Genomic DNA, 13767 nt, shown 5'->3' on the forward strand with positions numbered 1-13767 from the left:
GCCGATCGGCGTCAGGCGGCGCGGCCGAACGAGGTCGGGACGTCGAGATGCATCGCCGTCCGCCGCCAGAAATCGGAGACGATCAGCGGATCGCGCACCGCGTCGACGAGGTGCCAGTCGGGCATCGAGCGGGCGAAGGTCTCCGCGCTCATCCGCCGGTCCTGCGAGGGATTGACCGCGCCGCCGGCCGAGAGCGCGATCGCGTCGAGCCGGTCGAGCATCGCCTCGGTCGACTTGCCGTGGTTCGGGAAGTCGAGCGTCAGGCTGATGCCGCGGCGCGCGAAGCTCATGAGGCCGGGCGACTGGCTCTTGCCGAAGACGCGGATGGCGGCGTGGGAGGAATATTCGCGGCGGCCGTGCGTCTCGGCGATCATCTCCGCGATCGCCTTGCGCGCGTTCGCGAACGGAATGACCGTCTGGTGCTGGTGGAGGCCGCGCGGGCCGAAAAGGCGGTTCCACTCGCCGAACCGGTCGAACGGGAAGGTGAAGGCCTCCTGCGTCATCCGCTCGGTCGTGCCGTCGGGCGGGAGGCCGCGATGCTGGAGGGCGTTGTAGGCGCGCACGGTGAGGGCGCTCACCACCGGGATCGGCGGGGTGAAGGGGACGCTCATCGCCCGGCCTATGCGGTGGGCCAGCTCCCGCGTCGGCGGGGCATGGTCGCCGATGATGAGTTTGCCGCGGCCGAATTGCGCGCCGTTCGACAGCGCGTCGACCCAGGCGAGCACATATTCATGGCACTGCGCCGCCTCCTCCACGAGGGCGAGCCCGTCTTCAAGGCCGGTGAAGGGGATGGTGGACTGAGTGATGTCGGTGGACGGCACCCGCATGCATCTGAGCGTCACCGTCTCGATGAGGCCGGTCATCCCCATGCCGCCGATGGTGGCGTCGAAGAGCGGGTCGCCGGGGCGCACGCGCAGCCGGCCCGGCTGGTCCGAGCGGCGCAGCGTGAGCGCCTCGACCGCCGCGCCGAAGGAGCCGCGGCGGTGATGGTTGCGGCCGTGAATGTCGTTCGCGACCGCGCCGCCGAGGGTGACGTGGCACGTGCCGGGGAGGGCGTGGAGCGTGTAGCGCGGGCCGATGAGGCGCAGGACCGCGCCGAGCGTGACGCCGGCATCGGCGACGAGGCGGCCATTGTGGGGGTCGAACTGGCGGATCATCGCGCCGGGGCGGCTGTCGATCAGGCGCCCGCCCTCGACCATGCAGCTGTCGCCATAGGAGTTGCCGGCGCCGAAGGGGAGGACCGGGCCGACGATGTTCGGGAAGATCGGCGCGGGCACGGCGCATTCCGCCGTGCCGCGTCCCGGCCGGCCCCACGGGGCGTATCGGGGTTTGCGCAGGTCAAACATCGCGTTTCACCTCCCACTCACGCTGCGGTTGGACAGGGCTGGCATCACCAAAATCCAATGAGCCGTCGAACGGTGATCGCGGATGCTCCACGCCGGTCCAAGGCGAAGAAACTGTCCGCGATGCGCAAAAATCAGAGCGTGACAACAAGTTTGCCTGCGCTATGACACAATTGCGCCTCATTTGATGCCGACTTGCCTCCGCGAGATCCTTCAGGTTCCGTGTCTGTGAACCATGGATGATCAACCGCCTGTCGCGCTGGGTCAAGATTAGGCGCGCAATGAGGAGCAAATATGATCAAGGTGCGGGTTACGGCGGGGCCGTATACATTCGGTGCCGTGCTTGAAGACGAGAAGGCGCCGAAGACGTGCGCCGCGATCCTGGCCGCGATGCCTTTCGAAAGCCAGGTCGTCCACGTCCGCTGGTCGGGCGAGGGGGTCTGGGTCCCGCTCGGCGAGCGCGATTTCGGTGTGACCTATGAGAACCACACGAGCTATCCCGCGCCGGGCCAGATGATCCTCTATCCGGGCGGCATCTCCGAGACGGAGATCCTGCTCGCCTATGGCGGCGTTCATTTTGCCAGCAAAATGGGCCAGCTCGCCGGCAATCACTTCCTCACGATCACCGAAGGCCTCGAGAATTTGCACGACCTTGGTGTGAGAACCCTGTGGCAAGGTGCCCAGGCTCTTCGAATCGAGCGCGTTTAAGGCTTGAGGTCGTCCCCGTCATTGGCTATGTGGCGGGGGCGGTCGGCGGAGTGTAGCGCAGTCTGGTAGCGCACCTCGTTCGGGACGAGGGGGTCGCAGGTTCGAATCCTGCCACTCCGACCACGCCTTCCCAAAATTTTCCCAATCGATTTCGCCCACTGGATCTGCACCGGGTCCAGCGTCCGCACGTGCGCATCCCCGGCGCGGTGGCCTCCGCATCTCGCGACGGCGATCGATTCCCCCGATACGTCCCCGTCACCGGCTGAAGCGCGCACCGTCGACAGTGCGGCTCATCGAGCGCGCGCCTCAGAGAAGCACGACACGAGCGCGTCCTGACGCGTTCCGCCCTGCGGACGCGCCACCCCATAAGGCCAAAGCGAAGCGGTCCGACCGCCGCGATAGCGCGCGCCGTCGCGGCGATGGGCCCGTTGCGCCGCCGTGCGCCACCCCCGGTCTCCCTCTCCAAAGTGAAGCGCAAGACACTCCGAACGGGCTTCCGTTGCCGTCCGCATTCGTTTAGGATCCTAATGTAACTAGAATTCTAGTCGGCATGAACCGGCGGGACAGGGAGGACGAGCGATGCAGTTCAAGGTGCAGATTCTCGCGGGTGCGCTCGCGGTGGCGGTGGCGGGGTTCGCCGGAGCGGCGCAGGCGGAGACGACGCTGCGCATCGGCACGGTGCTCGCGCCCAGCGACCCGATGGGGCAGGGGCTCGAAAAGTTCGCCAAGGAGGTCAAGGAGGCCACCAAGGGCGAGGTCGTCGTCGAGGTGTTCCACTCCTCGCAGCTCGGTGACACGACCGAGATGCTCGACCAGGCCCGCGCCGGCGCCAATGTCGGCACCGTGACCGACGTCGCGCGCTTGTCCGACTTCGTGCCCTCGCTCGCCATCATGTCGGCCCCCTTCCTGTTCGACACCTATGACGACGCCGACAAGTTCGCCGGCTCGCCCGAATATCTCGGCTGGGGCGACGAGCTGACCGAGAAGGCCGGCATCGTGATGCTCGCCTCCAACTGGTACCAGGGCGCCCGCCATGCGCTGACGCAGAAGCCGATCGCGTCGCCGGCGGACCTGTCGGGCGTGAAGATGCGCACCATCGGCGCGCCGGTGTGGATCGAGACCATCCGCGCGATGGGCGCCGAGCCGACCCCGATGCCCTGGGGCGAGGTCTACTCCGCGCTGCAGCTCGGCACGCTCGACGCCGCCGAGGCACAGCCCACCGCCATCTGGGGCGCGAAGCTCTATGAGGTCATCAAGGACGTGAACAAGACGGGCCACATCCAGCTCGTCACCGCCCTCGTGATCGGCGCCGACACCTGGAGCCAGATCTCGGCGGAGAACCAGAAGATCGTGCGCGAGCTCGCGGTCGAGAACGGGCGCTACGCCTCCCAGCTCACCATCGAGCTCGGCGAGAAGGCGCTCGAGGACGTCGCCGCCAAGGGCGTCGCGGTGAACGAGGTCGACCTCACCCCGTTCAAGGAGGCCGTCGCGCCGGTCTACGCGACGCTCGGGCTCGAGAAGGAGAAGGCGATCGTGGAGGACGTGCTGTCGCGCTGACCTCACGCTGATCGTCGAGGCGCACCCTCATGTATCAACGCATCGAGACGGCGTGCGCCGCCGCGCTGCTGGTCGCGATCGTCCTCCTCGTGGGCATCGCGGCCGTGTCGCGGTCGGCCGGTTCGCCGATCATCTGGTCGATCGAGGTCGCCCAGCTGATGTTCGTCTGGCTCGTGGTGCTCGCGGCCGACATCGCGTTCCAGCAGGGGCGCCATTTCGGCCTCTCCATGCTCCTCGACCGCCTGCCGCCGCGCGCGCGTCAGGCGGCGGACATCCTCAACATCCTCATCATCGCGGGGCTTCTCATCTTCCTTCTCTCCTACGCGTACAAGAACGTGGAGCTGATGCATCCGCGGCGGGTCGGGGCGATGCGCCTGCACGGTTCCTACTATCACGCCGCGCTGCTGGTCGGCTTCTGCCTGTGGCTGCGCACGCTCGCCTTTCAGCTCTTCCAGCGCGTGCGGGCGGGGGCGGCCTGATGCTTCTCCTCATCACCGGGCTCTTCGCCCTCTTCCTTCTCATCGGCCTGCCGGTCGCCTTCGCGCTGGCGCTCGCCGCGATCCCCGTCTTCGTCGCGACCGGCACGATGCCGCCGACCGTCGCGCTCCAGAAGATGGTGACGGCGACGCAGAGCTTTCCGCTGCTGGCGGTGCCCTTCTTCATCCTCGCCGGCAACCTGATGAACGCGACCGGCATCACCGACCGGCTCGTGCGCTTCGCGCGGCTCCTGACGGGCTGGCTCGCCGGCGGGCTCGGCCAGGTGTCGATCGTCCTCTCCTTCATGATGGGCGGCATCTCGGGCTCGGCCGTGGCGGACGCGTCGATGGAGGCGCGCATCCTCGGGCCGAGCATGATCGCGCAGGGCTACTCGAAGGCCTCGACGGCGGCGATCCTGGCGTTCGGGTCGATCATCACCGCGACGATCCCGCCCTCGATCGGCCTCATCCTGTTCGGCTTCATCAACGAGGTCTCGATCGGCCAGCTTTTCCTCGGCGGCCTGATCCCCGGCATCCTCCTGACGCTCGTCCTGATGGGGACGCTCGCACTCGTCGCGCGCGGGCGGGGCTGGCGGGCGGACACCGAGGTGCCGTCGACGCGCGCGCTCTGGGACGCGTTCGTCGAATCCATCTGGGCGCTCGCCTTCCCGGTGATCCTCATCGTCGGCTTCCGCTTCGGCTTCTTCACCGCGACCGAGGCGGGCGTCTTCCTCGTCTTCTACGCGCTCTTCATCGGCACGGTGATCTATCGCGACCTCACCTGGAGGAAGCTCGGTGCGGCGCTCGCCGAATCGGTGTCGGACATCGGGATGATCATGCTCCTCATCATGATGGCGGCCGTCCTCGGTTATGCCGTCACGATCGAGCGGGCGCCGCAGGAGATCACCGAGTGGGTGACCTCGCTGACGGACGATCCGCGCATGATCCTCGTCCTCGTCGTCATCCTCCTCATCGTCACCGGCATGTTCCTCGAAGGGGCGGCGAACATCCTCCTCGTCACGCCCATCGTGCTGCCGGTGCTCGTGAACGCGGGCTACGACCCGGTCCACATGGGGATCCTGATCGTCCTCCTCATCAATTTCGGTGGGCTGACGCCGCCGGTGGGGGTGATCATGTTCACGGTTTGCGGCATCCTCGACGTGCGCACGGGCGCCTTCACGCGCGCGTCGGTGCCCTTCTTTGTGGCGATGCTCGTCTTCCTCGTGCTACTCGCCGCGATGCCGTGGCTGTCGCTCGTCCTGCCGCGGGCGTTGATGTGATGGGGCGGGCGATGGGCAAGGCACGCGCAGCATGAATGTGGGTCTCCGCGCCGAAGGAGGCCGTGCCTCGACCGGCATCTATGAGGACGTGCGGCGGCGCATCATCGACATGACGCTGCCGCCCGACACGACGCTCGACCGCTCCGACCTCGCCGCCCAATATGACGTGAGCCCCGGCCCGATCCGCGAGGCGATCCGCAACCTGGAGCAGGACGGCCTCGTCCGCTCCTATCCGCAGTCGCGCACGGTCGTCACGCGCATCGACCCCGCGCGCATCGCCGAGGAGCATTTCCACCGCGTCGCGGTGGAATGCGAGGTGGTGCGCCGCCTCGCGCTGCGGGCCGACCCTTCGGCGCTCAACACCGCTCGCGGGCTCTTGCGCACGCAGGAGGCCCTCGTCGGCGACGTCACCCAGATCGAGATGTTCCGCCAGCAGGACGACGCCTTCCACGAGAGCTTCTTCCGCGATGTCGGGCTTATCGGCCTCCACCGCCACATCCGCTCACGCTCGGGCCAGCTCGCCCGCGTGCGCACGCTGGACCTGCCGAGCGACGGGAAGATGCACGCCGTCTTCAAGGCGCACATGGAGATCCTCGCGGCGATCGATGCGGGCGACCCGGCGGCCGCCAGCGATGCGATGCGCCGCCACCTCTCCGGCACGATCGAGCGGATCGACACCATCCGCCGCGAGCATCCGCACTATTTCCTCGGCGGGTGAGGGCGTCCGCGAGCGAGCGGTTGGGAGACCGGCCGGAAAACACGTAGGGTTGATCCGGAGCCGACCCACCGCCGCGCATTCGAGGAGATCTCCATGATTGTCCGCCGCGCCATGGCCCTCGTCCCCCTGGTCCTCGCCGCGCTGTGGCCGGCTGTGGCGCTCGCGCAGGACAACACCCTGTGCGCCGCGAACACCTACGCGCTCTGCTCGCACGCGCTCTGCACCTGCCGCGACGCCGACGGCCAGCCGACCGACTGCCCGACCGGCAAGGATGGCGGCGGGGAGACGGTGTGGTCCTCCTGCGAGTGTCCGGTGGTCCGGCAGAGCAAGGACGCGCTCTACAACGCCAACATCGGGAACACGGCCTGCGCCGCGCGCACGCCCGTCGCGATGCCGCCCTTCCTCGTCTCCCCGCCCGGCAGGGACACTCAGCTCATCTACTCGCAATATTCGCTGGGAGATGCGGTCCCGAACGCCGAGTTCGGCACCCTCTCGGGCGCGAAGATGCAGGTGTGCCCGCCGGCTGGGACGGGCGGCACGACCGCGCATTTCGCCAACTGCCTCGACCAGCCCTGCTTCTGGGACGGCAGCTCCGACACCGCGATCTGCTATTGCCCGGTCAATCCGGCCGGCTCGACCTGGAACACGTTCGTCGCCGGGTGCGACGCCTCGATCTGCACGACGGCGGCGGGGAAGGTGTGGTCGGCGGCGCCGGTGGACGTGACGCGCAGCGCGAGCGACGATCTCGCCCGCTTCATCTCGGGCCTCGGCACCAAGGCGCCGACGGTCGACTATTGCGCCCCCGGCTGAGAGCGCCGAGGAGGGGCGGCTAGAACTGCCAGACGCCCTTCACCCAGAAGAAGTCGCCCTTCACGCGGTTCTTGGTGTCGATCTCGGGCAGCCAGCGCGCCTCGATGAGGGCGGTGGAGCTGCCGATCGGGACGATATAGTCGAGCACCGGCCCGATGCCGACCGACCGGCCGCGGAAGCCGCCGAGGTTTGCGCCCGCGCCGCTATCGTCGGTGATCTGGGCGTAGAAGAAGGCGTTCGCGCCGACGCCGATGAACCCTTTTCCGAGCGGGAAGAGCTGCTGGACGCTCCCCTCGATGTGGACGGCCGAGCCGCTCCGATAATCGGTCGCGGGGTTCTCCGAGTTGATCGTGACGCCCGCGAAGGCGGCGGCGTTGAAGCCTTTCGGCCCGGCATAGGCGACGGAGACGGTGGGATCCGCGGTCCAGTAATTGAGGCCGGGGTTCGCGAGGTGGCCGGCCTTGTAGCTGCCGGTCGGGGCGTAGATCGGGAGGGCGAGGCTGAACTGATAACTCTCGTGCTTCCACGCCATCAGGGCGGGGACGATCGTGATGTCGCCGAGGCCGGTCGCGCGGTCGCTGCGCCGCGTCGTGTTGCCGAGAGGCCCCGTCACCTGCGCCGACACCTGCTCGTCGATCAGCGGGATGAAGACACCGGCCGAATAGAAGGCGCCGAGGATGCGGTCCTCCAGCGTGTAGATCCCGGCGACGGTCACGGCGTTCGCGGTGGCGTCGAGCCCGGCGGTGATGTTGCCGCCGACCGGAAGCTGCGCGCGGGCGCCGACGCTCCCGGTGAAGCCGAGATAGATCGTCTCGAGGAGGAGGCCGGGGTCCGTCGGCGGCACGTCGATAAGGGTGGCCGCCGTGCCGGGGACATAGTGGCCCGATCCCCCTTCCTCCGCGTGCGCCGCGGGCGACAGGATGAGCGGGATCGTGAAGAGCGCGCCGATGGCTCGTGTGATGAAGCGCATGCCGACCTCCATTCGATCGCACCGTCGGCGGCTGGCCGTCCGGACGGCGCGTAAGCTACTCTCGGTTGAGGATTGGGGCGCTTTCGTGAACAGATTGGCTGGAAACGGCCAATCGGATCGCAAACCTCGCAGGTGTTGCTTGGTTGCTACTCGCCTCGATCGCCGAAAGCAGCGTCACCGCCACTATTGAGACAGGAGACAGCGCAGCTCCGACTGGTTGAGCACTTCGATGCGCCTGTATTTGCGCCGGATCAGCCCCGCCGCCTCGAACGCGCCGAGGCACTTCACCACGGCGGAGCGGCCCATATTGGCCATCGCGGCGATGTCGTCCTGCGTCGCGTCGATCTCTGGGACCGCCTCGACCGTGTTGTCACGGATGCGCGCATCGATGAGGCGCAGGAGGATGGCGGCGATCCGCTCGGTCGAGTCGCGGATCATGAGGTCGTCCACCGCGCCGATGCTGAGCGCGATGTGCTCGACGCTGAGGCGGCCGAGACACTTCCACAGCGTCGGATGGGCCGCCGCGAGGCTGTCGATCGCGTGGAGGGGGAGGAAGAGGCACGAGGTCGGCCGCGTCGTCACGAGCGTGTAGTGGCGCGGGCAGTCGCCGAGGATCTCCATCTCGCCGAACCAGAAGCCGGGCCGGATATAGTGGGCGAAGTTCGGCCCCTTCTCGTAGGGCGCGATCTGGAAGGCGATCCCGCCCTCGACGACGCCATAGAGCCCGTTGGTCGGATCGCCCTGCCGGTAGACCGCGACGTCCCGCTCGAACTGGCGCAGCATCCCCTCCTGCAGGAACGCCTCCCGCAGCGGTTCGGGGATCCCCGCGGACCAGGAATTCTGACGCAGAAAGTCGCGCGCGCGCTCTAGGTCTCGCACAGTCCCCTCCCGTGCGGGGTCCGATCGGAGGGGCCGGCTTCGGCGTCCGATCCGCAAGCCATCTCGTTACGCAGAAGTAAATTAAATCTCACAACAAGAGACTATCGTTCAATTGTCATTGGCTGGTTTTCGTCGATCGGTCGGCATCCTATCCGCATATGCAGCAAATCCTGACGTGGTGACTTCACGATCCACGCGGAAATTTTCCAAAAGCTTATCAGGGCCCGTGCCCTATACGGCGACTTCTGTCTGAATTGGTCGTTTTCACGCAATCTGACGCACCCTGACGGCATATACCCCATACGTCTCCAAAGAAAGATGAGAAGAGACGGGGAGCCAAGGATGCTGAAAATCTTTCAGATGGTCGGCGCGCTCGGCGCCATGGCGCTTGGAACAATGCCAGTCGCGGCCCAGGACGCCCCACGCCCCAACATTCTCATCTTCTGGGGCGACGATGTCGGGATGTGGAATATCAGCGCCTATCACCGCGGGATGATGTGCTGCGAGACGCCGAACATCGACAGGATCGCCAATGACGGCATGCTGTTCATGGATCACTACGCGCAGGCCTCCTGCACGGCAGGGCGCGCGGCCTTCATCACCGGCCAGTATCCGCTGCGCGTCGGCCTCAGCACCGTCGGCCTGCCGGGCTCCCCCATCGGCCTCCAGAAGGAGGACCCGACGCTCGCCGAGATGCTGAAGCCGCTCGGCTATCGCACCGGCCAGTTCGGCAAGAACCACCTCGGCGACCGGGACGAGCACCTTCCCACCGCCCACGGCTTCGACGAGTTCTTCGGCATCCTCTATCACCTCAATGCCGGCGAATATGTCGAGCAGGTCGACTACCCGCTGGCCGCGGTGGAGGCCGCGGGGCTCGCCCAGCGCGGCATCATCCATGCGCGCGCGACGGAGGGGGGCGGCCAGGAGATCGAGGATCTCGGCGGCTTCGGCGCCGAGCGGCAGCGCAATCTGGACCAGGAAGTCCTGGAGGAATCCACCCGCTTCATCCGCGACGCGGTCGCAGCGGACGAACCCTTCTTCGTCTGGCACAACACGACGCGGATGCACTACCGCACCAACCTCAACGACCATTATGACGGCATCACCGGCACCGGGAACGTCTATGCCGACGGCATGACCGAGATGGACGACGATGTCGGCGCGCTGCTCGACCTCATCGACGAGCTCGGCATCGCCGACAACACGGTCGTCATGTTCTCGACCGACAACGGCGCCGCCTCGAACAGCTGGCCCGATGGCGGCAACCAGCCCTTCCGCGGCGAGAAGGGCCTCGGCGGCTACGAGGGCGGCTACAAGGTGCCGATGGTGGTGAAATGGCCGGGCCTCATCCCCGCCGGCACCACGACCGGCGAGCTGATGACGATGGAGGACTGGATCCCGACCATCATGGCCCAGCTCGGCCAGCCGAACCTCAAGGAAGAGCTGCTCGAGGGGCGCGAGATCGGCGGCACGCGCTACCGCGTCCACCTCGACGGGTACGACCAGACCTCGATCCTCACCAAGTCGGGTCCGAGCAACCGCAAGGAGTTCTTCTTCTTCACCGAGACCACCTTCCACGGGGTCCGCTACGGGGAGTGGAAATTCCTCTTCACCAAGCAGGACAAGTGGTTCAACGGCGTCCAGGAGGAGCTCACCTCGCCGGTGATCGTGCGCCTGGACCTCGACCCCTTCGAGCGCTTCCAGGAGGCGCGGGGCTTCGACGAGTGGCAGGAGAATCGCTCTTGGGCGATCTCGCCGGCGCTCGGCGTCGTCACGCGCTTCGTCGAGTCGTTCGAGGAATTCCCCGCGCGTCAGGCGAGCTTCTCGCCCAGCACGGCCGGGATCGTCGAAAAGATGATGTCGCCCGACGCCCGCTAAGGGAGAAAGCGGCGGCCGGACTTGCGAACCGGTACCGAACTGCGAGCCCGGACGCCTTCGAGACGACAAGAAAATGTCCATCGGAGAGGGAACGTGTTCCATGACAAAGCCACGCTACGCGCAAGTCTGGCGTCTCGGCGCCGCCATTCTCTTCGCCGCGGCCTTCACGGCGGCCGCGACGGCTGACGACGATCCGAACCTGTTGAAGGGCGCCACGAAGGGGGCGGCTGTCGGTGCGATCACCGGCGTCGGCGCCGGGAAGGGGGCCGCCGTCGGCGCCGCGATGGGTGCGGCGGGCGACGAGGACCGGGAAGGCGGGGCCGTGAAGGGCGCCGCCACCGGTGCCGCGGTCGGCGCCGTCACGGGCGTCGGGGCCGGCACGGGCGCCGCCGTCGGCGCGACGGCCGGGGCCATCAAGAAGGCCAAGCAGGATTAGAGCACGAACAAGCCGCTCGACGTCGAAGACGAGATCCTCCCGCATTCGGTGGAGCGCGGGAGGATCGGACGCACGTCAGCCCGTCATGGGTTCATGACGGGCTGAGTTTCGGAAGGAAGGGCGCCCACGGTCCGCCGCGGGCGCCACCGCCGACCGCCATGCCGGACGCGGCGCGGCGGTCGGGCCGGGTCATTGGAGGTCGATCACCAGCTCCTTGATGCGGCCGGTGAAGGCGAAGGGCGGCGCGTACTCGGTCGAGACCGGCGCGCCGCTGTCCTCGCCGACGCCGAACGTGTCGATGCCGAAGCGCGCCGCGACCGTGCGGTCGATCTCGACGGATCCCACAGCCTCGCCGTCGATGAAGAGCGTCGCCGTTCCGCCCTTGCCGAGTTCGCCCTCGGCCCCGGCATAGTCGAACGCCATCCGCACCTCCGATTCACCCGCCGGCACCGGCTTCGACGAAACGATTTGCGGGCGATACTCGTCGAACCAGTTGTAGTGATAGACGAGATTGCCGTCCTTCACGTAGAGCGCGAACCCCGCCGAGCTTCCGCCCGCCGCGACGATCACCCCTTCGCCGCCGCCCTCGGGCATCTCGATCTTGGCCGCGATCGTATGCGAGCGGTTCTTGGTGTTGGGCGAGGCCGTCTCCGGCAGCCGCGTCGCGCCCGGATAGAACACGAAGTGGGTGCGGTTCGGATCGGAGGGGGTGGGCTTCGGCACCGCGAGCCGCGCCGTGCCGCGATCGTCGAGCGGGTAGACGTGGTTCTTCTCGGCCTCCTCGTCGAAGATCGCCTTCATCGCGGCGAGCTTGTCCGGCATCTCGGCCGCGAGATCGTGCGCCTCGGAATAGTCCTCCGACAAATGGTAGAGTTCCCACTTGTCGTTCTCCCAGTTGCCGGGCGCGACATCCTGGCGCCAGGGCAGGGTGTGCTGGGCATTCGCCTTCCAGCCGTCGTCATAGATCGAGCGGTTGGAGAAGACCTCGAAATATTGCCGCGTGCGCACCTCCGGCGTATCCGCCGCGTCGAGCACGTTGAGGAAGGAGGCCCCGTCCATCGGCTTCTGCGCGATCCCGTCGACGGTGTCGGGCGCGGGGATGTGCGCGGCGTCGAGGATCGTCGGCAGCACGTCGATGAGGTGGGTGAACTGGGTCCGCACGCCGCCTTTGTCGCTGATGCGGGCGGGCCAGGTGATCACCATCGGGTTGCGCGCCCCGCCGAGATGGGAGGCGACCTGCTTCACCCACTGGAAGGGCGCGTTGCCGGCCCAGGCCCACTCCACCGGGTAGTGCGGCTCGGTGTCGGGGCCGCCGAGCGCGTCGAGCCGCTCCTCCACCTCGTCGAGGTCGGTCGGGAAACCGCTGAGGCTCTTCACCTCGTTGATCGTGCCGTCGAACCCGCCCTCCGAGCTCGCCCCGTTGTCGCCCACGATGTAGATGACCATCGTGTTGTCGGCGTCGGGAAGCGCGCGGATGGCCTCGATCAGCCGGCCGACCTCGTGATCGGTGAAGGCGAGATAGCCCGCGAAATTCTCCATCAGCTTGGCATAGACGTGCCGCTGCTGCTCGTTGAGGCTGTCCCAATGGCGCGCCCATTCCGGCCGGTCCGTGAGGTCGGCGTCGGGCGGGATGACGCCGATCTCCTTCTGACGGGCGAAGGTGTGGTCGCGGATCGCGTCCCAGCCGTCGTCGAAGGCGCCTGCGAAGCGGTCGCGCCACTCGGTCGGCGCGTGGTGCGGGGCGTGCGCGGCGCCGGGCGCGAAATACATGAGGAACGGCTTCTGCGGCGCGATGGACTTCGTGTAGCGCATCCAGTCGATGGCCTTGTCCGTCATGTCCGACATGAAGTGGTAGCCCTCTTCGGGGCTCTGGTCCGGCTCGACCGGCGTCGTGTTCTCGAAGATCACCGGATAATATTGGTGCGTCTCGCCGCCGATGAATCCGTAGAAATAGTCGAAGCCCATGCCGGTCGGCCAACGGTCGAACGGGCCGGCGACGCTGCTCTCCCAGTCGGGCGTGTTGTGGTTCTTGCCGAACCACGAGGTGGCGTAGCCGTTGTGCTTGAGGATGGCCCCGATCGTCGCGGTGCTGCGCGGGATCATGTTGTTGTAGCTCGGGAAGCCGGTCGCCCACTCGGCGAGGAAGCCGGAGCCCGCATTGTGGTGGTTGCGCCCGGTGATGAGGGCCGCGCGCGACGGGCCGCAGATCGCCGTCGTGTGGAAGCGGGTGAATTTCAGCCCCTCCTCGGCGAGCGCGTCGAGCGCGGGCGTCGGCACGGGCCCGCCGAAGGTGGAGGTCTGCCCGTAGCCGACATCGTCGAGGAGGATGATGACGACGTTCGGCGCGCCCTCGGGCGGCGTCGGCAAGGCCGGCCATTCCCCGGTCGATTCCTGGTAGGTGCGCCCGATCGTGCCGCCGAAGGGCGGGAGCGGCATCGGCAGGGCCGTCCGGTCCGGCGCTAGCGGAGCCTGCGCGAAGGCCGGTGGCGCCGCGACGGCGCCGAGTGCGATGGCGATGAGAATCCGAACAGATTTCATGGCGCGTTCCCCCCGGAGGCTGTGCCGCCTCCCACCCAGTTTGTTCTGGAATTCAGACACAAAATCTTCCGCCCAAGATACGGCAAACTTGTGTCACTTGGCGTTGCAACGCGATTACGCCACGCCCACTGAGTGTGCGCCGAACGGGGAAGATCTCTGGGAGGAATTGCGCCG

General features: G+C 67.4%; 12 protein-coding genes and 1 tRNA gene. 9 read left to right on the plus strand and 4 right to left on the minus strand.

The window, feature by feature from the left end:
- Positions 1 to 11: 11 nt before the first annotated feature.
- A complete protein-coding gene (locus DBV35_RS07150) occupies positions 12 to 1277 on the minus strand; it encodes an FAD-binding oxidoreductase (RefSeq protein ID WP_157961616.1) in 1266 nt (421 codons plus the stop codon).
- Between the two features lie 363 nt (positions 1278 to 1640).
- Here DBV35_RS07150 and DBV35_RS07155 point away from each other — a divergent pair, with 363 nt between their 5' ends.
- From DBV35_RS07155 to DBV35_RS07185, 7 genes are all read left to right on the plus strand, one after another.
- Complete coding sequence (locus DBV35_RS07155) at positions 1641 to 2051, plus strand: DUF3830 family protein (protein ID WP_211099968.1); 411 nt, start codon at positions 1641 to 1643, stop codon at positions 2049 to 2051.
- Between the two features lie 46 nt (positions 2052 to 2097).
- A tRNA-Pro gene (locus DBV35_RS07160) sits at positions 2098 to 2174 on the plus strand.
- A gap of 456 nt (positions 2175 to 2630) precedes the next feature.
- The gene (locus tag DBV35_RS07165) at positions 2631 to 3608 is read left to right on the plus strand and encodes a C4-dicarboxylate TRAP transporter substrate-binding protein (protein ID WP_108659495.1); all 978 of its coding nucleotides are present in this window, start codon (positions 2631 to 2633) and stop codon (positions 3606 to 3608) included.
- A gap of 29 nt (positions 3609 to 3637) precedes the next feature.
- A complete protein-coding gene (locus DBV35_RS07170; RefSeq protein WP_108659496.1) occupies positions 3638 to 4087 on the plus strand; it encodes a TRAP transporter small permease in 450 nt (149 codons plus the stop codon).
- Positions 4087 to 5364, plus strand: a complete 1278-nt coding sequence (locus DBV35_RS07175) for a TRAP transporter large permease (protein WP_108659497.1) — start codon at positions 4087 to 4089, stop codon at positions 5362 to 5364. Before DBV35_RS07170 ends, DBV35_RS07175 begins: the two co-directional genes overlap by 1 nt.
- Before the next feature lie 31 nt (positions 5365 to 5395).
- Positions 5396 to 6082 carry a GntR family transcriptional regulator gene (locus DBV35_RS07180; RefSeq protein ID WP_108659498.1) on the plus strand — a complete coding sequence of 229 codons (687 nt, stop codon included), beginning with the start codon at positions 5396 to 5398 and terminating at the stop codon, positions 6080 to 6082.
- A gap of 93 nt (positions 6083 to 6175) precedes the next feature.
- Positions 6176 to 6892: a hypothetical protein gene (locus tag DBV35_RS07185; protein ID WP_108659499.1), complete on the plus strand. Its 717-nt coding sequence runs from the start codon at positions 6176 to 6178 to the stop codon at positions 6890 to 6892.
- Between the two features lie 19 nt (positions 6893 to 6911).
- On the opposite strand, the gene DBV35_RS07190 is transcribed toward DBV35_RS07185, so the two are convergent.
- The gene (locus DBV35_RS07190; RefSeq protein WP_157961617.1) at positions 6912 to 7862 is read right to left on the minus strand and encodes a SphA family protein; all 951 of its coding nucleotides are present in this window, start codon (positions 7860 to 7862) and stop codon (positions 6912 to 6914) included.
- A gap of 183 nt (positions 7863 to 8045) precedes the next feature.
- Entirely contained in the window at positions 8046 to 8741 is a 696-nt protein-coding gene (locus DBV35_RS07195) for a Crp/Fnr family transcriptional regulator (protein ID WP_157961618.1), read from the minus strand.
- 342 nt (positions 8742 to 9083) lie between these two features.
- On the opposite strand from DBV35_RS07195, the gene DBV35_RS07200 reads away from it, so the two are divergent.
- A complete protein-coding gene (locus DBV35_RS07200) occupies positions 9084 to 10619 on the plus strand; it encodes an arylsulfatase (RefSeq protein ID WP_211099937.1) in 1536 nt (511 codons plus the stop codon).
- Between the two features lie 100 nt (positions 10620 to 10719).
- Positions 10720 to 11055 carry a glycine zipper family protein gene (locus DBV35_RS07205; protein WP_117434473.1) on the plus strand — a complete coding sequence of 112 codons (336 nt, stop codon included), beginning with the start codon at positions 10720 to 10722 and terminating at the stop codon, positions 11053 to 11055.
- Positions 11056 to 11244: 189 nt separating this feature from the next.
- On the opposite strand, the gene DBV35_RS07210 is transcribed toward DBV35_RS07205, so the two are convergent.
- Complete coding sequence (locus tag DBV35_RS07210) at positions 11245 to 13593, minus strand: arylsulfatase (RefSeq protein ID WP_108659502.1); 2349 nt, start codon at positions 13591 to 13593, stop codon at positions 11245 to 11247.
- Positions 13594 to 13767 lie beyond the last annotated feature (174 nt).

The sequence above is a fragment of the Acuticoccus kandeliae genome (assembly GCF_003073115.1).

Excerpts from the sequence above, each read along its gene's own strand:
- DBV35_RS07165 (WP_108659495.1), top strand. The coding sequence starts at position 2,631 with ATGCAGTTCAAGGTGCAGATTCTCGCGGGTGCGCTCGCGGTGGCGGTG.
- DBV35_RS07170 (WP_108659496.1), top strand. The coding sequence starts at position 3,638 with ATGTATCAACGCATCGAGACGGCGTGCGCCGCCGCGCTGCTGGTCGCG.
- DBV35_RS07175 (WP_108659497.1), top strand. The coding sequence starts at position 4,087 with ATGCTTCTCCTCATCACCGGGCTCTTCGCCCTCTTCCTTCTCATCGGC.
- DBV35_RS07180 (WP_108659498.1), top strand. The coding sequence starts at position 5,396 with ATGAATGTGGGTCTCCGCGCCGAAGGAGGCCGTGCCTCGACCGGCATC.
- DBV35_RS07185 (WP_108659499.1), top strand. The coding sequence starts at position 6,176 with ATGATTGTCCGCCGCGCCATGGCCCTCGTCCCCCTGGTCCTCGCCGCG.
- DBV35_RS07190 (WP_157961617.1), bottom strand. The coding sequence starts at position 7,862 with ATGCGCTTCATCACACGAGCCATCGGCGCGCTCTTCACGATCCCGCTC.
- DBV35_RS07200 (WP_211099937.1), top strand. The coding sequence starts at position 9,084 with ATGCTGAAAATCTTTCAGATGGTCGGCGCGCTCGGCGCCATGGCGCTT.
- DBV35_RS07205 (WP_117434473.1), top strand. The coding sequence starts at position 10,720 with ATGACAAAGCCACGCTACGCGCAAGTCTGGCGTCTCGGCGCCGCCATT.
- DBV35_RS07210 (WP_108659502.1), bottom strand. The coding sequence starts at position 13,593 with ATGAAATCTGTTCGGATTCTCATCGCCATCGCACTCGGCGCCGTCGCG.